Source organism: Phytoplasma sp., from assembly GCF_035187685.1.
Lineage (GTDB): Bacteria > Bacillota_I > Bacilli_A > Acholeplasmatales > Acholeplasmataceae > Phytoplasma.
The window spans coordinates 431,515-449,477 of record NZ_CP131022.1 but is presented as its reverse complement, the minus strand read 5'-3'; the positions used below and the strand labels follow the sequence as shown (position 1 = coordinate 449,477).

The 17,963-nt window shown below is 25.9% G+C and carries 14 protein-coding genes; all 14 read left to right on the top strand.

Annotated elements, in window-relative coordinates:
- Positions 1 to 20 precede the first annotated feature (20 nt).
- The 14 genes from Q2306_RS01990 to fusA all read left to right on the top strand — a co-directional run bounded on the left by Q2306_RS01990 (position 21) and on the right by fusA (position 17,935).
- Positions 21 to 2,318 (top strand): HAD-IC family P-type ATPase, encoded by a 2,298-nt coding sequence (locus tag Q2306_RS01990; RefSeq protein ID WP_323847633.1) that lies wholly within the window; start codon positions 21 to 23, stop codon positions 2,316 to 2,318.
- Positions 2,319 to 2,374: 56 nt separating this feature from the next.
- Entirely contained in the window at positions 2,375 to 3,088 is a 714-nt protein-coding gene (gene rlmB, locus Q2306_RS01985; protein WP_323847632.1) for a 23S rRNA (guanosine(2251)-2'-O)-methyltransferase RlmB, read from the top strand.
- Between the two features lie 105 nt (positions 3,089 to 3,193).
- Positions 3,194 to 3,334: a 50S ribosomal protein L33 gene (gene rpmG, locus Q2306_RS01980; RefSeq protein WP_323847631.1), complete on the top strand. Its 141-nt coding sequence runs from the start codon at positions 3,194 to 3,196 to the stop codon at positions 3,332 to 3,334.
- A gap of 21 nt (positions 3,335 to 3,355) precedes the next feature.
- Positions 3,356 to 3,745, top strand: a complete 390-nt coding sequence (locus tag Q2306_RS01975) for a hypothetical protein (protein ID WP_323847630.1) — start codon at positions 3,356 to 3,358, stop codon at positions 3,743 to 3,745.
- A 63-nt stretch (positions 3,746 to 3,808) separates the two neighbouring features.
- A complete protein-coding gene (gene nusG, locus Q2306_RS01970; RefSeq protein WP_323847629.1) occupies positions 3,809 to 4,417 on the top strand; it encodes a transcription termination/antitermination protein NusG in 609 nt (202 codons plus the stop codon).
- A gap of 187 nt (positions 4,418 to 4,604) precedes the next feature.
- Positions 4,605 to 5,030 carry a 50S ribosomal protein L11 gene (gene rplK / locus Q2306_RS01965; protein ID WP_323847950.1) on the top strand — a complete coding sequence of 142 codons (426 nt, stop codon included), beginning with the start codon at positions 4,605 to 4,607 and terminating at the stop codon, positions 5,028 to 5,030.
- 43 nt (positions 5,031 to 5,073) lie between these two features.
- Positions 5,074 to 5,760 carry a 50S ribosomal protein L1 gene (gene rplA / locus Q2306_RS01960; RefSeq protein ID WP_323847628.1) on the top strand — a complete coding sequence of 229 codons (687 nt, stop codon included), beginning with the start codon at positions 5,074 to 5,076 and terminating at the stop codon, positions 5,758 to 5,760.
- A 30-nt stretch (positions 5,761 to 5,790) separates the two neighbouring features.
- Entirely contained in the window at positions 5,791 to 6,279 is a 489-nt protein-coding gene (gene rplJ / locus Q2306_RS01955; RefSeq protein WP_323847627.1) for a 50S ribosomal protein L10, read from the top strand.
- 56 nt (positions 6,280 to 6,335) lie between these two features.
- Positions 6,336 to 6,719 carry a 50S ribosomal protein L7/L12 gene (rplL, locus tag Q2306_RS01950; RefSeq protein WP_323847626.1) on the top strand — a complete coding sequence of 128 codons (384 nt, stop codon included), beginning with the start codon at positions 6,336 to 6,338 and terminating at the stop codon, positions 6,717 to 6,719.
- A 138-nt stretch (positions 6,720 to 6,857) separates the two neighbouring features.
- Positions 6,858 to 10,595, top strand: a complete 3,738-nt coding sequence (locus Q2306_RS01945) for a DNA-directed RNA polymerase subunit beta (protein ID WP_323847625.1) — start codon at positions 6,858 to 6,860, stop codon at positions 10,593 to 10,595.
- 16 nt (positions 10,596 to 10,611) lie between these two features.
- Complete coding sequence (gene rpoC, locus Q2306_RS01940) at positions 10,612 to 14,718, top strand: DNA-directed RNA polymerase subunit beta' (RefSeq protein WP_323847624.1); 4,107 nt, start codon at positions 10,612 to 10,614, stop codon at positions 14,716 to 14,718.
- 182 nt (positions 14,719 to 14,900) lie between these two features.
- The gene (rpsL, locus tag Q2306_RS01935) at positions 14,901 to 15,320 is read left to right on the top strand and encodes a 30S ribosomal protein S12 (protein WP_323847623.1); all 420 of its coding nucleotides are present in this window, start codon (positions 14,901 to 14,903) and stop codon (positions 15,318 to 15,320) included.
- Positions 15,321 to 15,363: 43 nt separating this feature from the next.
- Positions 15,364 to 15,834 (top strand): 30S ribosomal protein S7, encoded by a 471-nt coding sequence (rpsG, locus tag Q2306_RS01930; RefSeq protein WP_323847622.1) that lies wholly within the window; start codon positions 15,364 to 15,366, stop codon positions 15,832 to 15,834.
- A 31-nt stretch (positions 15,835 to 15,865) separates the two neighbouring features.
- Entirely contained in the window at positions 15,866 to 17,935 is a 2,070-nt protein-coding gene (gene fusA / locus Q2306_RS01925; RefSeq protein ID WP_323847621.1) for an elongation factor G, read from the top strand.
- Positions 17,936 to 17,963: the final 28 nt, after the last annotated feature.

Below are 17,963 nucleotides of genomic sequence, written 5' to 3'. Positions count from 1 at the left end.
TATAGTATATAATTGATAATATGAACGAAAAAAAGATAAAATTAGAAAAAAATAATTTAGCATTTGGCATAAAAGGTTTAACTACGGAAGAAGTAAAACAAAAAATACAAAATAAACAAAATAATGCAATTATACATAATATTAATAAAACTTTTTTAGGTATTATTTTATCTAATATTTTTACTTTTTTTAATTTGTTGTTGTTTATAGTTATTTGTATTATTATTTATATAGGACGATTCGAACAATTATTTTTTTTAGTAATAAACGGAATTAATTTGTCTATTAATATTTTTCAAGAAATTAAAGCTAAAATAACTTTAGATAAAATTTCTATATTACAATTAAATAAAACAAAAGTTATTAGAAATTTTAATATAATAGAAATTCCTATTGATAATATTGTTATGAATGATATTCTTTTTTTAGAATTAGGTTCTCAAATTACTGCTGATTCTAAAATTAAAAAAGGAATTTTAGAAGTTGACGAATCTTTTTTAACAGGGGAATCAAAACCAATTTTTAAAAAAGAAGGAGATATTTTATATTCCGGTAGTTATGTTGTTAGCGGCAATGCTTGCGCTGAGGTTTTTTGTGTAGGCTCAGAAATGTATATTTCTAAATTAACTAAAGAAGCTAAAAAATATAAAAAAATTGAAACTCCTTTATTGAGAAGTTCATATTTATTGGTTTGTTTAATTTGTTGTTTATCTATTCCTACAATTTTAACTTTGTGTTTGTTTCCTGAACGAATTAAATTTGACGATCACGAATCTGTTTTAAAAATATGCGGTTGTATTATAGCTATGATACCTTCTGGATTGTTTTTATTAACAAGTACTACCTTATTTATAGGTTTTATTAAACTAGCTAAACAAAACGCTTATGTTAAAGATCTTTTTGGAATGGAAATGTTATCTCAAATAGATGTTTTATGTTTGGACAAAACAGGGACTATTACAACAGGTGAAATGATAGTAAAAAGAGTTTTAAAATATCCAAATTTTAATTTAGTTTCAGATAATGTCATCGCTACAATTATTAATGCTTTTCCTAATAATAATCCAACACAAAAAGCTTTATATCGAAAATTTTGTAATTCTAAAGTATTTAACGATTTAAATGAAAACAGTTATAAAATTTTAAATATTCAACCTTTTTCTAGTATTAAAAAATATAGTGCAGTGGAAATAGATAAAAAAGGAACATTTATTTTAGGCGCTCCCGAATTTATTTTAAAACAACAATTTACTCAAATTCAAAAAGTGTTTCGACAACAAACGGAATTAGGATTAAGAGTTTTAATTTTAGTACAAACTGATGATTCATTAGAAAATATCAATGACGATACTAATTATAAAATTATATGCTTGATTTCTTTAGAAGATCAAATAAAAGAAAATACTTTAGAAACTATTAATTATTTTATGCAAAATGGTATTAATGTAAAAATTATTTCAGGTGATAATACAGATACAATAAATTGTATTGCACAAAAATTAAAAATTATTAAATCCTCAAAAGAATCAATTAGTTTAGTTAATATCGATGATGAAGTATTAAAAAAAAATTCTTCTAAATATAATGTGTTTGGAAGAGCTACTCCAAAACAAAAGAAAACCATTATTCAAAGTTTAAGAAAACAAAATTATAATGTGGCAATGATAGGTGATGGTGTTAATGATATTTTAGCTTTTAAAGAATCAAATGTATCTATTGCTATGTCTTCAGGAAATGAAGCAAGTAAAAATGCTGCTAATTTGATTTTACTTGATTCACAATTCAGTTCTTTACCTAAAGTAGTTGCTGAAGGTAGACGAGTTGTTAATAATTTAAAAAAAATTTCTGTTTTATTTTTAACAAAAACCATTTTATCTTTTTTATTAGCATTTTCTTGTATATTTTTTAATTTATATTATTTTTTAAGAGGGGGGGATAATGGTAAAAATATTAAATTCCCATTAAATCCTTTACAATTTAATTTAATTGATATTTTTTTTATCGGTATTCCTGCTTTCTTTTTAACATTAGAAATGAATAACAAAAAAATCAGTAAATCTTTTTTTAAAAGTGTTTTGCCAAAAACTTTTTTTTATTCTTCGTTGATATTTTTATTTTATGTTTTTTTATTATGCGCTTATCCAACTTATAATGAAGTAAAAATTTCAAATTTAGTCCATTTATTTAGTGCTTTTATCTTTTTTGTTCTTTTGGTTGATATTTGTATTCCTTTTAATAAATGGAAAAAAATATTAATTATTTCAGTTTTATCAGGTTTTATTATTGCTGTTGTATGTAAAACAACATTGGGAATTTAAATTTTATTAAATAGATTTACTTTTTTGAATTATTATTCTAAAGAAAGTTTTGTAAAATGATAGTTTACGGTAAAAATGTAATTAAAGAAGTTATTAAAAATAAAAGGCCTATTTATACATTATATATAGACCATAAGATGAAAGATTTAATTTTCTTAAATTTTTTAAATCAAAACAATATTAAATATACATTTTTAGATAAACATCAATTAAATGAAAAATCTAAAAGTTTTGAACATCAAGGGGTAGTAGCTGAAGTTAAAAATTATGTTTATCAAGACTTATCTTTTTTTTTAAAATCTAATGAATTTAAATTTGAACAATTAAACAAATTTTTAATTTTGGATGAAATCCATGATTCTCATAATTTTGGAGCTATTGTAAGAACTATAGAAACTACTAAATTTAAAGGAATTATTATATCTAAAAAAAATCAAGTGTTGTTAAATGGAGCAGTAGCTAAAGCTTCCAGCGGAGCATTAGAATATGTTAATATTTTTTTAGTAGATAATTTACATAAAACTATTATAAAATTGCAACAAAAAAATATTTTTATTATTGGTGCTGATTCAAACAATGCTACATTAACTTTAAGCGAAGTAGATAAAAATCGCTCTCTGGCTGTTATTTTAGGTAATGAAGGTAAAGGTATACGTCCTTTATTAAAAAAAAATTGTGATTGTTTAGTTAAGATACCTATGCAAGGGCACATCAATTCTTTAAATGTAAGTGTGGCCGCTGCTTTGTTAATGTACACATTACAAAATTAAAAAATTGAGGTATTTAAATATTTTTTTATGTTATAATATTTAAAATTAATTTTTTGTAGTTTTCATAATTATTATTTTAAGAAAGATAAATGTTTATAAATAAGAATGAAAAAAAATATATTAATTTGTGAACAATGTTTAAATCGTAATTATCATATTAACGAAAATAATCGTAATAAACGTTTACTTTTAAAAAAATATTGTTCTCATTGTAAAAAACATGTTTTGCATGAAGAATCAAAGTAAAAAAAGAAAGCTAAATTATTTATGTTAATAAAAAAAACAACAGAAAAAGAAAATTTTGGTCCTTTATTAGACATTATTAGAAAAGAATACGGATTAAAAAATATTTTTTTTGTTATTTTTTCTATATGTTCGATCGGTTTATCTAGGACTTTACATTTTAACGAAATTATAGAAAATAAAAACATATTTTATGTTTTGAATGTTTTTTTTTGTTTTATTTTTGCTATCGGTGTTTATCCTTTTGTTAAAAAACTTATAAAAGAAATTGGTTTTATTATATGGCCCTCTTTTAACGAAATTATTATTAAAATAATAAATGTTATTTTTTTTGTTATTATTTTAATATGTATGATTTTTTGTTTTAAGTACTTATATTCGATAATAGATCCGATAGTTCGTTCGCAGCAATAAATTATGTAAAAAAGTTTTAATAAAAAAATATTTAAAATAAGGTGTTATTAAAGTAAGTGTTAAATGAAAAATAAAGAATATATAAATCATAAAGAAGATTTTTCCAATGAAAATTCACAATCTAATATTGAGGCTAAATGGTATATTATCCAAACTTATTCAGGTTATGAAAATTCTGTCAAAGAAGATTTATTAAAACTTGTTAATAGTAGTGGTTCTCAAATGTCTAATTTAATATTTGAAGTTATTTGTCCTAAAGAAAAATATTTTAAAATTAAATCTGATGGCACTAAACAAGAAAAAGAAAGAAAAATGTTTTCGGGTTATGTTTTCATAAAAATGATTTTAACTGATTATTCTTGGTTTATAGTTGGTAATTTACCCAAAGTTACTAATTTTTTAGGTTCTTCCAAAGGTAGTAATTCTAAACCAGTTCCTTTACATGATAGTGAAATAAAACCTATTTTAATTAAAACAGGCATTATAGAGAAACCAAGTTATGATCATTTAATTAATAAAAAAGTAGAAATTATTAATGGTTCTTTTGCAGGCAAAAGTGGTGTAGTTTCTTTTATAGATAATAGCAAAAATATTATGATAGTAGAAATAGATTTATTTGGAAGAAATACTCCGATAGAAATTTCTCTTTCTTCTTTTAAAGAAATTATATAATATTTTTTAGTATATTGTATATTAAAAAATATTATATAATTATGTTATAATTTCAAAGACTTATTTTTTTATATTTTCTTTAAAATTTTTTTATAGAAATTTTATAGAATGTATACAAAAATTATAAAATGAAATAAAATTTAATAAATTAATCTAAATGAGGTTTTTAATTACTATAATGGCAAAAATAACAAAAAAAGTTGTGAAAACTATTGAATTGCAAATTCCTGCAGGAAAAGCTAATCCTTCTCCGCCAGTAGGTCCGGCTTTAGGTCAAGCACAAGTTAATATACCTTTGTTTTGTTCTAGATTTAACGAAGAAACTAAAGATAAAATAGGTTTTATACTTCCTATTAAAATTTGTGTTTATGATGATAGAACTTTTGATTTTTTTGTTAAATCTCCTTTGGCTAGTGACCTTTTAAAAAAAGCTGCTAATATCCAAAAAGGTTCATCTAATTCTAAAAAAGATAAAGTAGCTACTTTAACATATAAACAAATAGAATCGATTGCTAAAGATAAATTTACTGATTTAAATTCTTATGAATTGGAACAGGCTTGTAAAATAATAAAAGGTACTGCTTCTAGTATGGGTATTGAAGTAATTGATTAATTTTTTAGAAAGAATTAATATTTTTTAATGAAGTGTTTAGATTATGAAAAGAAGTAAAAAATATTTAAATGTTAGTAAATTAATAGATTTTAATAAATTTTATCCAATTGAAGAAGTTTTTCAATTAATAAAAAAAACTAAAGTAACTAAATTTGATTCTACTGTAGAATGTAATTTATCTTTGAAATTAGATCCTAAAAAAGTAGAACATAATTTGCGAGAAGCTTTAATTTTGCCTAATGGTACTGGAAAAAAATTAAAAATTGCTGTAATAGCTAAAGGTTCTCAAATAAAAGAAGCTGAAGAAGCTGGAGCTGATCATGTAGGTGATCAAGATTTAATTGATCGTATATCGAAAAATTGGTTAGATTTTGATGTTTTAATAACTACTAAAGATATGATGCCCTTAGTTTCTAAATTAGGAAGTATCTTGGGTCCTCGTCGTTTAATGCCTAATTTAAAATTAGGAACTGTAACGGATAATATTTTTCAATTGGTCCAAGATATTAAAAAAGGACGAATAGAATATAGAATAGATAAAAATGGTAATTTACATACTATTTTAGGTAAATTATCTTTTGCAGAAGAACATTTATTAGATAATTTTAAGTTTTTTTATGAACATTTATTATCTGTTAAACCTAAAACAGTTAAAAATAATTTTATTAAATCTATAACTATTTCTTCAACAATGGCACCAGGTATTAAAGTTGATTTTACCTCTATTTAAAAATAAAGAATAATAAGGATTATTATTGTTATGACAAATCGGACTATTATTGAACAAAAAAAAGAAGATGTAGAAGTATTAATTCAAAATATTAAAAAGTCTGAATTAGTTGTTTTATTCGAATATCAAGGAGCAAAAGTAAGCGATTTAACCGAGTTACGTATTGAGTTAAGAAAAATTAATAGTAGAATTCAAATATATCCTAATAATATATTAAAAAGAGCTTTTAGTTTGACTAGTTATAATGAATTAGTTAATTCGTCTACATATTCTAAAGCTTTATTATTTGGTTCAAAAGATTCTATTGCTCCTATTAAAGTTTTGTTTGAATTCGCTAAACAAAATGAATGTTTTAAAATTTACCAAGGTATTATAGATAATAAAATATGCTCTTATGATGATATTAGCTCATTAGCTATTTTACCTTCAAAAGAACATTTGTTAGCGATGTTATCATCAGGCATGATGTTTTCCTTAAAAACATTAACAATTGCTTTAAATATGTTGGTTAATAAATAATATTTAGCGTAAAATTATTTATTTTAAAAATTTAATTGATAGAGAGAAATTTAAAAATGGCTAAATTAACTAAAGAGGCTTTTATAGAAGCTTTAAAAAGCATGACTTTATTAGAAATTAAAGAATTAGTAGACGGAATCAAAGAAGAATTTGGCGTCGATCCTTCTAGTGTTATGGTTTCTGCTGGTAACAAAACTGATAATACAAACGAACAACCCGAACAGACTAAATTTTCAGTTATTATGAAAAGTTTAGGAACTGCTAATAAAGTTGCAATAATTAAAACGATTCGTCAAATTACTAATTTGGGAATATTGGAAGCTAAACAATTAGCAGAAAATACAGAAGGACCTGTTATAAAAAAAGATATTAATAAAGCGGAAGCAGAAGATATAAAGAAAACATTGGAAGAATTAGGAGCTACTGTTGAGCTAAAATAATTTTTTTAATTTAAGTATTTTTCTATTTAAAACCTAAGATATAATTTTTCTTAGGTTTTAATTTTCTTATGTTTTTTTCTTTTGTATTTTGAATTTTTAAAATTAATAATTTATTATATGGTGTGGAGTTTTTAAAAAATGAAAAGATATCGTAATATCAAATATGGTACTAAATCAGAACGTCGTAATTATTCAAAAATGAATTATGATTTTGATTTGCCTAATTTAATAAAAACTCAAATGGATTCTTTTGAGTTATTTTTGAAAAAAGGAATTCAAGAGTCTTTGAATGATATTTCTCCTATACAAAGTTATAATGGTAATTTAAAATTATATTTTGATGATTTTTACTTAAAAGAACCTAAATTAGACATTAAAGAAGCAAAAAAAAGAGATTTTAGTTATTGTTCAGAATTATTTGTTAATGTAAGATTAGAAAACGTTTCTACTGGAGAAATCAAAAATAGCCGTGTTTTAATGACTGATTTACCTTTGATGACCCCTTCAGGTACTTTTATAATTAATGGAACAGAAAGAGTAATTATATCTCAAATTATACGTTCTTCTGGAACTTATTTTACTGAGAAGTTAGATGCCAAATTTAATCAAGTTCGTTATGAAGCGCAAATTATTCCTACAAGAGGGGCTTGGATCGAATATGAACAAAGCAATAAAGATATTTTATATGCTAAATTAGATCGTTCTAAAAAAATACCTTTAACTAAATTTATTCATGTTTTAGGATTTGATACTAGAGAAGAAATCGAATCTGTTTTTGGACAAAATAAATTTTTAGAACTAAGTTTTAATAAAGATGGTGAATCAAGTATTGATGAAGCTACTGTAGAACTTTATTCTAAATTAAATCAAGGTGAAAAAGTTTCTGTCAAATCTGCGCGTGAATTCATTAGTAAAAGATTATTTGATCGTAAAAAATATGATTTATCATCCGTTGGTAGATATAAATTAAATAAAACATTAGATATTTTAAATAGAGTTGAAAAGACTTATTTAGCTTATGATTTAAAAGATATTAATACAGATGAAATTTTATTTTCCAAAGATACTTTATTAACAAAAGATGTTATCGAAGAATTAAAAAATAAAAGACAACATTTTACAAAAGAATTAATTAAGTCAAAAATTAATTTGGAAAGTGAAATCAGTAGTAATGACGATAACGTTTTAACTTATTCTAAAAACGATTCAGATAGTCTTTTATATATAAAAGAAAATATTTGTAACATTTTAACTGGAGAAATTTTAGTAGAGTCAGATACTTTATTAAATAATGAAATTATAGAAATGTTAGAAGAAAATAGAGACAATTTAGAAGAACATATTATAGATTTTTTTTTAGACAACAATAATTTAAGTGGTTCTAAAGATGAAAATATTAATAAAAATATTTTAAATGAAGTTCTAGTTGTTTATGTTTTAGATGATCATAACAATAAACATTTTATTAAAGTTATTGGTAATGATCAAGAGGAAAAAGGGAAAAATATTTTTTTATCCGACATCATAGCTAGTATTAGTTATTATCTTAATTTATATGACGGTATAGGACAAAAAGATGATATCGATTATTTAGGAAATAGAAGATTAAGATTAGTAGGAGAATTATTAAAAAATCAATTTCGTATTGGATTAACTAGATCTGAAAAAAATATCAAAGATAGAATGTCTATTAGTAAATTTGATACAATTAGTACTAGTAGTTTAGTTAATTTTTCTTCTTTAACAATGGTTATTAAAAGTTTTTTTGGTAGTTCTCGTTTATCTCATTTCATGGATCAAATTAATCCATTGGCTGAATTAACTCAAAAAAGAAGAATTTCTGCTTTAGGAACCGGAGGTATTGATCGTGATCGTGCTGGAGTTGAAGTAAGAGATGTACATAATTCTTATTATGGGAGACTATGCCCCATCGAAACACCAGAAGGACCTTCTATTGGTTTAATATCTTCTTTGTCTACTTATGCTCAAGTAGATAAATATGGTTTTATTCAAACACCTTTTTTTAAAGTTTCTAATGTTAATGGTTTATATAAAGTATCTGAAAAATTTGAATATTTAACGGCTATTCGAGAAGAAGATCAAGTAATTGCTTCGGCGGATTCTATTTTGAATGAAGATAATACTTTTAGCAAAAATAAAGTTATTGCTCGAAAAAATGGTGAAACTGGACTTTATGATATTGAAAAATTAAATTATATAGATGTTTCGCCGAAACAAATAGTTTCAGTGGCTACTTCTACTATTCCTTTTTTGGAACATAATGATGCTTCCAGAGCTTTAATGGGAACAAATATGCAACGTCAAGCTTTACCTTTGCTTATTACAGAATCGCCTATTGTAGGGACAGGTATAGAACATAGAGTAGTTAAAGATTCAGGTTGTTTAGTTTTATCTGAAGAAGACGGTATTGTTTCTTATGTTGATTCTCAAAAAATTATTATTAAAAGCGATAAAGATCAACAAGAAAAAACTCATAAATTAACTAAATTTGCTAAATCTAATCAAAATACTTTGATATTACATAAACCCCTTGTTAAAAAAAATGAACATGTTAAAAAAGGCGATATTATAGCTGATGGTCCTGCTACTGATAAAGGCGAATTAGCTTTAGGAAAAAACGTAACTGTAGCTTTTATGACTTGGGACGGTTATAACTATGAAGATGCTATTATTATGTCTGAAGATTTAGTTAAATATGATGTTTATACATCTATTCATATTACTAAATATGAAATTTTTGCAAGAGAATTAAAAAAAGGAGCTGGAAAAGAAGAAATTACTCGTGAAGTACCTAATGTAAGTGTTGACGCTATTAAAAATTTAGACGATAGAGGCATTATTATTCCTGGTTCTCATGTTAAAGAAGGTGATATTTTAGTAGGTAAAATTATTCCTCAAGGCGTGTTCGAACCTTTGCCTTATGAAAAATTAATTCATACTATTATTGGAGAAAAAGCACGCGATTATAAAGATGCTTCTTTAAGAGTTCCTTTTGGCGAAGCGGGTGTTGTACAAAGTGTAGAATATTTATCTGTTGCTAATGGAGATGTTTTATCTACACCAGGAATTAATCAAAGTGTTAGAATTTATATCGCTAAAAAACGAAAAATTAAAGCAGGTGATAAAATAGCAGGTAGACACGGTAATAAAGGTGTAATTTCTCGTATTTTATCTAAAGAAGATTTGCCTTATATGGAAGACGGAACAACTATTGATATCATGTTAAATCCCTTAGGTGTACCTAGTAGGATGAATATTGGACAAATTTTGGAAATGCATTTAGGATTAGCTGCCAAAAAATTAGGTATTAAAGTTGCTACTCCAGTTTTTGATGGTGTTGATAACCAAGATTTAAAAGATATTATGGGAGAAGCTAATTTGTCTTTAGATGGCAAAATGACTTTATACGATGGTAGAACAGGAGAACCTTACGATAAGCCTATTTCTGTTGGTATACTATATATGATTAAATTATCTCATATGGTAGATGATAAGCTGCATGCTAGAAATGTAGGTCCTTATACTTTAATAACAAATCAAGCTACTCGTGGTCAAGGAAGTAGTGGTCCTGGGGGCCAAAGAATTGGCGAAATGGAAGTATGGAGTTTATATGGTTATGGAGCTGCTCATACTTTACAAGAGTTTTTAACTGTTAAAAGCGATGATATAATAGGGCGTAATAAAACTTATAATGCTATAGTTAATGGATTACCTTTGCCAAAACCTTCTATTCCTGAAAGTTTTAGGGTGTTTTCGAAAGAATTACAATCTTTAGGTTTACATGTAGAGCTTATCGAAGCTGGTACTAAAGAGAATAAAGTTCATCAATCTTTAGTTAATAATAATAAGGAGTAAACACCATTAATTAATTATGGAATTAAAAGTTAAAATTGAAGAATTTAATTTGTCTGAAGTAAATATACAATCATTAAAATCAATTGGAATTAATTTTTTAAAAGATTTTAATTCCTATACTTTGAATGATTTAATGAATTTATTAGACAAAAAATGTTTTGAAGAAATCACTCCTATTTTAAAACAAAATTATTTGCCTGAAAATTTAGAAAATTTAAATTTAATAGATAATGTTATTTTAATTTTGCGTAATAATAATATTAATAATTGTCGCGAACTTTTTGAGGTTGATCATAAATTTTTACGCCATTTGTTTAAAAATGAAAAACTTTCTTATTTAGCTAATATTGAAGAGTTATTTATTTTATATAAATGTGATTTCCGAAGAGAATCCGATTTTAAAAAAGAAATAAATTTAGAAATAAAGAATGAATCAACTGAAACATTTCATAAAAAAAATGGTTTTGAAAAAAAATATGGAAGTCGTGAATATGAATATTTTAAAATCCGTTTAGCTTCGCCTGAAGAAATTCGACAATGGTCTTATGGTGAAATTGTTAATTATGAAACTATTAATTATCGCACTGCTAAACCAGAAATAGGTGGACTTTTTTGTCCAAAAATTTTTGGTCCTTCTAAAGATTTACAATGTGCTTGTTTAAAAAAAAAAGTATCTAAATCATCTAAATTTTGTCTTAAATGTGGAGTTGAAATAACAGAACAAAAAGTGCGTCGTGAAAGAATGGCGCATATTGAATTAGCTTCTCCTGTAGTTCATACTTGGTATTTAAATAGCTCTCCTAGTAGATTAGCTATCCTTTTAGGGATTAAAGCCAAAGAATTATTAGAAATAGTTTATTACGCTTCTTATATTGTTATGTCGCCTGGGGATACAAATTTAGAAAAAGATCAGATTATATCAGAAATGCAATATGGTAATTATTTAGAAAATAGCAGCAATTTTGTAGCTTTAACAGGCGCGGCAGCTATTAAAAAAATGTTAGAAAAATTAGATTTAGACGAAACAATATCAGAATTAAAGAAAATTTTGAAAAGTATTTCGAAACAAAAAAGAGATAATATTATTAAGAGATTAGAAATCCTTATATCTTTTAATCAATCAGATAATAAACCTGAATGGATGGTTTTGGATGTTCTTCCTATTCTTCCGGCTGATCTAAGACCTATTGTTCCTTTAGATGGTGGACGTTTCGCAACTACTGATATAAATGATTTATACAGAAGAATTTTAAATCGTAATAATCGTTTAAAAAAACAAATTAAACAAAAAGCTCCTAGATTAATTATTAAAAACGAAAAAAGAATGTTGCAAGAAGCTGTGGATGTTTTATTTGATAATGTTAAAGTAAACAAAAAAAATGTTTCCAATATGGAAAAAAATAAAACCTTAAAATCTTTATCAGAAGTTTTAAGAGGAAAAAAAGGACGTTTCAGACAAAATATTTTAGGCAAAAGAGTTGATTATTCTGGTAGATCAGTTATTATTGTTGGTCCTGAATTAAAAATTCATCAATGTGGACTGCCAAGAATTATGGCTGTTATTTTATTCAAACCTTTTATTTTAAATAAATTACAAGAAGTAAAAGGCGTCGATAGAAGAAGCGCCGCAGCTTTATACGAAAAGATGAATGATTATGTTTTTGAAGTTTTAGAAGAAGTAGTTAAAGAACATCCTATTTTGTTGAATAGAGCCCCTACTTTACATCGTTTAGGGATTCAAGCTTTCGAACCTAAACTGATTGATGGAAAAGCAATTAAATTACATCCTTTAGTAACTCCAGCATTTAATGCTGATTTTGATGGCGATCAAATGGCTGTTTATGTACCTCTTTCTTTAGAAGCGCAAGCTGAAGCTCGTTTGTTGATGATGGTGTCTAATAATATTTTAGATCCTAAAAATGGTAATCCAGTTTTATCTCCTTCTCAAGATATGGTTTTAGGAAATTATTATTTAACTATTGAAGAAAAAAAAGACAGTATTATAGAAGGAATCAATGATAAATCTAAAATTCAGCATCATAAATATAAACATCGTAATGAAGGTAAAATATTTTCTGATTTAACAGAAGCAGAATTAGCTTTTTATAATAAAGAAATTCATCTTCATACCAAAATTTTAATTCAAACAAAGAATGTTAATTCTTTTTTTACTAAAGAACAAAAAGAAAAGTATTTAATGACGACTTTAGGTAAATTAATTTTTAATAATATATTACCTTTTGATTTTCCTTATATTCAAGAGCCAACTCTGTTTAATTTAGAAGTTAGAACGCCAGATTGTTATTTTATGCCTAAAGGCGTTGACCCTCGTAAAATGTTATCTGAATCCTTATATATCGAACCTTTCAAAAAAAGATTTATATCTATGATTATAGATCGTGTTTTTAAGAAAAGTAATATCACCGAAACATCTAAAATGTTAGATAATATTAAAGATTTAGGATTTAAATATTCTACTATTTCTGGAATAACTATTTCTCATAGTGATATTAATGTTTATTCTAAAAAAGAAGAATTATTAGATAAAGTTGAAAATAAAATAATAGAAATAGAACAATTTTATGATAATGGGTTTTTAACAATTACAGAGAAGAAAAATTTAGTTATTCAAGAATGGAAAACTGTTCGTGATCAAATTCAAGAAGGTTTGATTAAAGAATTTGTTAAAGATAATAATTTGTTTATGATAAGTGATAGTGGTGCGCGCGGAAATACTTCTAATTTTTCTCAATTATCAGGAATGAGAGGATTAATGAACAGTCCTAAAGGAGGGGTTTTGGAAATTCCTGTAAAAACTTCTTTTAAAGAAGGTTTGACGGTTTCAGAATTCTTTATTTCTACTCACGGAGCACGTAAGGTGTCTACCGATACAGCTTTAAAAACCGCAGAATCAGGTTATTTAACTAGAAGATTAGTTGATGTAGCGCAAGATAATATTATTACTACGGAAGATTGTTTTAGTGATAAAGGAATTTATGTTAAATCGATTCAAAGAGATGATAAAGAAATTATTTCGTTAGGACAAAGAATTTTTAGTCGTTTTTCTGCTGAGGATGTTTTAGATCCTAAAACAAATCAAATATTAATTAAAAAGAACGAAATGATTGATAAAGATGTTATCAAACAAATTATTTCTTTAGGAATAGAAGAAGTTAAAATTAGAAGTGTTTTAACTTGTGATGCAGAACATGGTATTTGTGCTAAATGTTATGGGTTGAATTTAGCTAATAATAAAAATGTTGAAATAGGCGAAGCTGTTGGAGTAATAGCTGCTCAGTCTATCGGTGAACCAGGTACACAGTTGACTATGAGAACTTTTCATACAGGTGGAGTTTTAGCGGTTTCTGATATTACTCAAGGTTTGCCAAGAATTCAAGAATTATTTGAAGCTAGAACTCCTAAAGGAAAAGCTATTATTAGTGAATATGATGGCGTTGTAAAAGAAATAAAAAATATAAATTATAATTCTCCTCAAATCATTATTACTCCTGATTACGATCAAAATATAAAATGCATTTATGATGTTTATTCTAATTCAGAAATTCTAATAAAACAAAATATGCGTGTTCGTAGTGGTCAAAAATTAACAACAGGTTCTATTGATTTGAGAGAATTATTAAGAGTTTCTAGCGTAGAAGAAACACAAAAGTATATCTTAGAAGAAGTTCAAAAGGTATATCAATCTCAAAGTGTTACTATTAACGATAAACACGTAGAAATAATTATACATCAAATGTTTAAACAAATTTTAATTGTTTACGAAGGAGATACTGTTTTTTTGCCAGGAACAGAAGTTTCTATGAAAAAGTTTAAAAAAGTTAACTTAGAAATGATAAAACAAAATAAAACATTAGCTGTAGGATATCCTGTTTTATTAGGAATCACAAGGGCTTCTTTAAAAAGTGATTCTTTTTTATCTGCCGCTTCTTTCCAAGAAACTACTAAAATTTTAATTGATGCCGCTATTAAAGGTCAATCAGATTATTTATATGGTTTAAAAGAAAACGTTATTGTAGGCGGTTTAATTCCTGCTGGTACAGGTATTTTAGAATCTGCAATGTTTAAATATCCTTATAACAATAAAACAAAGAATTTAGAATAATATTTTTTGTATTTAACATGTTTTAAAATATTTAATTTGATTGTTTTTTATTATAAAAAAAGTTATAATTATATGTATGAAAAGCGATTATAATTTATTTTATAATTTATATATTATATAAGCAAAATAGTTATTAAAATTAGTTTAATAAATAAATAATATTAAAAGGAGTTTATATTAAAATGCCGACTCTTCCTCAATTGATCAAAAAAAATAGAGTTGATAAAGTTTATAAAAGTAAATCACCAGCTTTAAGATATAGTTTTAATAATTTAAAAAAAAGAATTAAAAAATATGATTCTCCTCAAAAATCTGGAGTTTGTATTAAAGTTTCGACTATGACCCCTAAAAAACCTAATTCAGCTTTGAGAAAATTTGCTAGAGTTAGATTAAGTAATAAAACAGAGGTTACTGCTTATATTCCTGGTATAGATCATTCTTTACAAGAACATAGTGTAGTTTTAATTCGTGGTGGAAGAGTTAAAGATTTACCTGGTGTACGTTATCATATAGTCAGAGGTACTTTAGATGCTACCGGGGTAAATAATAGAAAACAAGGGCGTTCTAAATACGGTACCAAAAGAACTGTTAGTAAAAAATAAAAATATAAAATTGTAAAATTTTTAAGAAAGTAGATTTTTAAAAATGTCTCGTAAAAAACGTGTTTATAAAAAAAATATATTACCAGATCCTATTTATAATTCTAAATTAATAACTAAAATTATAAATACTATTATGCAAGATGGTAAAAAAGAAGTCGCTAAGACTATTTTATACGGCGCTTTAGAGATAGTTAAAGAGATAACAAAAAAAGAACCTATAGAAGTTTTTAATGAAGCTTTAAATAATGTTATGCCCATTTTAGAGGTTCGTACACGTGCTATAGGAAGTCAAAATTATCAAGTTCCTTCTGAAGTTCGTCCAGAAAGACGCCAGTCTTTAGGCATGAGATGGTTAATTCAATATGCTCAAAAAAGAAGCGAAAAAACTATGAAAGAAAAATTAGCGAAAGAAATTATTGATGCCGCAAATAAAACAGGTATAACCGTTAAAAAAAGAGAAGATACACATCGTATGGCCGAAGCTAATAAAGCTTTTGCTCATTATCGCTGGTAAAATTTTTGCAAATTATTAAGGAGTAATATTTATGGCTCGCCAATTTAAAATTGATAAAATTCGTAATATTGGTATTATGGCACATATTGATGCAGGAAAAACAACTACTACAGAAAGAATTTTATTTCATAGTGGTAAAATACATAAAATAGGTGAAACTCATGAAGGAGCTTCACAAATGGATTGGATGGAGCAGGAGCAAGAAAGAGGAATCACAATTACCTCTGCGGCTACAACTATTTTTTGGAAAAATCATAAAATTCAAATAATTGATACTCCTGGCCATGTAGATTTTACAGTTGAAGTTTCCCGTTCTTTAAGAGTTTTAGATGGTGCAGTAGTTGTTATCGATGCTCAAGCAGGTGTAGAACCTCAGACAGAAACAGTTTGGCGCCAAGCAACAGAATATAAAGTGCCAAGGATTGTTTTTGTCAATAAAATGGATAAAATAGGTGCAGATTTTGAATATTCTATTAATACTTTAAAACAAAGATTATGTGTTAAAGTGGCTGCTATTCAATGGCCTATCGGCAAAGAAAGTAATTTTATTGGTATTATTGATTTGTTAGAAATGACTGCTTTTCAATATGATAATAATTCTTTTAACGAAAGTGGTAAAGTTATAGATATTCCTCGAGATTTATTAGAAATAGCTAATCTTAAAAGACAAGAATTAATCGAAGTATTATCTGATTTCGATGATGAACTAATGGAATTATTTTTTCAAAATAGAGAAATTAATGCTGAATTTTTAAAAAAAGTTATTAGAAAAGCTACTTTGACTGTTGATTTTTTTCCTGTTTTATGTGGTTCTGCTTTTAAAAATAAAGGGGTTTTGAAAATTTTAGATGCTATGATAGATTTTCTTCCATCTCCTATCGAAGTTCCTTCTATTATAGGTTTAGATATTAACGGAAAAGAAATAATTCGTAAACCTTTTGATGATGAACCTTTTACAGCTTTGGCTTTTAAAATTATGACTGATCCTTTTGTAGGACGCTTAACTTTTTTAAGAATTTATTCAGGTGTTTTAAAAACAAGCACTTATGTTAAAAATGTTTCTAAGAACGTTAAAGAACGTATAGGACGTTTATTACAAATGCATGCAAACAAAAGAGAAGAAATACAAGAAGCTAATGCTTGTGATATTGTTGCTGTTATAGGGTTAAAAAATACTACTACTGGAAATACTTTAGCTTCGGAAAACGATTATATCATTTTAGAATCTATGAATTTTCCAGAGCCAGTTATAGAAATCGCAGTTGAACCAAAAACTAAAAACGATCAAGATAAAATCGCTATTGCTTTAAGTAAATTAGCTGAAGAAGATCCGACCTTTAAAGTTTCTATCAATCACGAAACAGGACAAACAATTATCGCAGGAATGGGAGAATTGCATCTTGATATTATTATGGATCGTTTAAGAAGAGAATTCAAGATTCAAGCTAATGTTGCTCAACCACAAGTTGCTTATAGAGAAACTTTGACTCAAGTTGCAGAAACAGAAGGCAAATTTATACGTCAATCTGGAGGAAGAGGTCAATATGGTCATGTTTGTATCCGTTTTGAACCTAACGAAGGAAAAGGATTTGAATTTGTAAATAAAATTGTTGGTGGTACTATTCCACGTGAATATATACCAGCTATAAAAAAAGGTTTGGAAGAATCTTTAGCCAATGGTATTATTGCTGGTTTTCCTTTTATAGATGTAAAAGCTATTTTGTTTGATGGTTCTTATCATGATGTAGATTCATCAGAGATTGCTTTCAAAATTGCTGCTTCCATAGCTTTAAAAGATACAAAACGTAACGGTGGTTTGATTATTTTAGAACCTATTATGAATGTAGAAGTTGTAACACCGAATGATTATGTAGGAAATGTAATTAGTGATTTAACATCTAGAAGAGGAAAATTAGAAAATCAAGAAAACCGTGGAAATACAGTTGTCATTAAATCGTTAGTCCCTTTATCTGAAATGTTTGGATATGTTACTAGTTTACGTTCTAATACACAAGGCAGAGCTAGTTTTGTTATGCAATTTGATAGATATGCAAAGACGCCGAATAATATTGCCGAAAATATTATTAAAGAACGTACTTGATATTTAAAATTTTAAAAAAAAATAAAAA

Bases quoted from the DNA above. Each gene is read 5' to 3' on its own strand.
- Q2306_RS01990 (WP_323847633.1), top strand. From the start codon at position 21: ATGAACGAAAAAAAGATAAAATTAGAAAAAAATAATTTAGCATTTGGC.
- rlmB (WP_323847632.1), top strand. From the start codon at position 2,375: ATGATAGTTTACGGTAAAAATGTAATTAAAGAAGTTATTAAAAATAAA.
- rpmG (WP_323847631.1), top strand. From the start codon at position 3,194: ATGAAAAAAAATATATTAATTTGTGAACAATGTTTAAATCGTAATTAT.
- Q2306_RS01975 (WP_323847630.1), top strand. From the start codon at position 3,356: ATGTTAATAAAAAAAACAACAGAAAAAGAAAATTTTGGTCCTTTATTA.
- nusG (WP_323847629.1), top strand. From the start codon at position 3,809: ATGAAAAATAAAGAATATATAAATCATAAAGAAGATTTTTCCAATGAA.
- rplA (WP_323847628.1), top strand. From the start codon at position 5,074: ATGAAAAGAAGTAAAAAATATTTAAATGTTAGTAAATTAATAGATTTT.
- rplJ (WP_323847627.1), top strand. From the start codon at position 5,791: ATGACAAATCGGACTATTATTGAACAAAAAAAAGAAGATGTAGAAGTA.
- rplL (WP_323847626.1), top strand. From the start codon at position 6,336: ATGGCTAAATTAACTAAAGAGGCTTTTATAGAAGCTTTAAAAAGCATG.
- Q2306_RS01945 (WP_323847625.1), top strand. From the start codon at position 6,858: ATGAAAAGATATCGTAATATCAAATATGGTACTAAATCAGAACGTCGT.
- rpoC (WP_323847624.1), top strand. From the start codon at position 10,612: ATGGAATTAAAAGTTAAAATTGAAGAATTTAATTTGTCTGAAGTAAAT.
- rpsL (WP_323847623.1), top strand. From the start codon at position 14,901: ATGCCGACTCTTCCTCAATTGATCAAAAAAAATAGAGTTGATAAAGTT.
- rpsG (WP_323847622.1), top strand. From the start codon at position 15,364: ATGTCTCGTAAAAAACGTGTTTATAAAAAAAATATATTACCAGATCCT.
- fusA (WP_323847621.1), top strand. From the start codon at position 15,866: ATGGCTCGCCAATTTAAAATTGATAAAATTCGTAATATTGGTATTATG.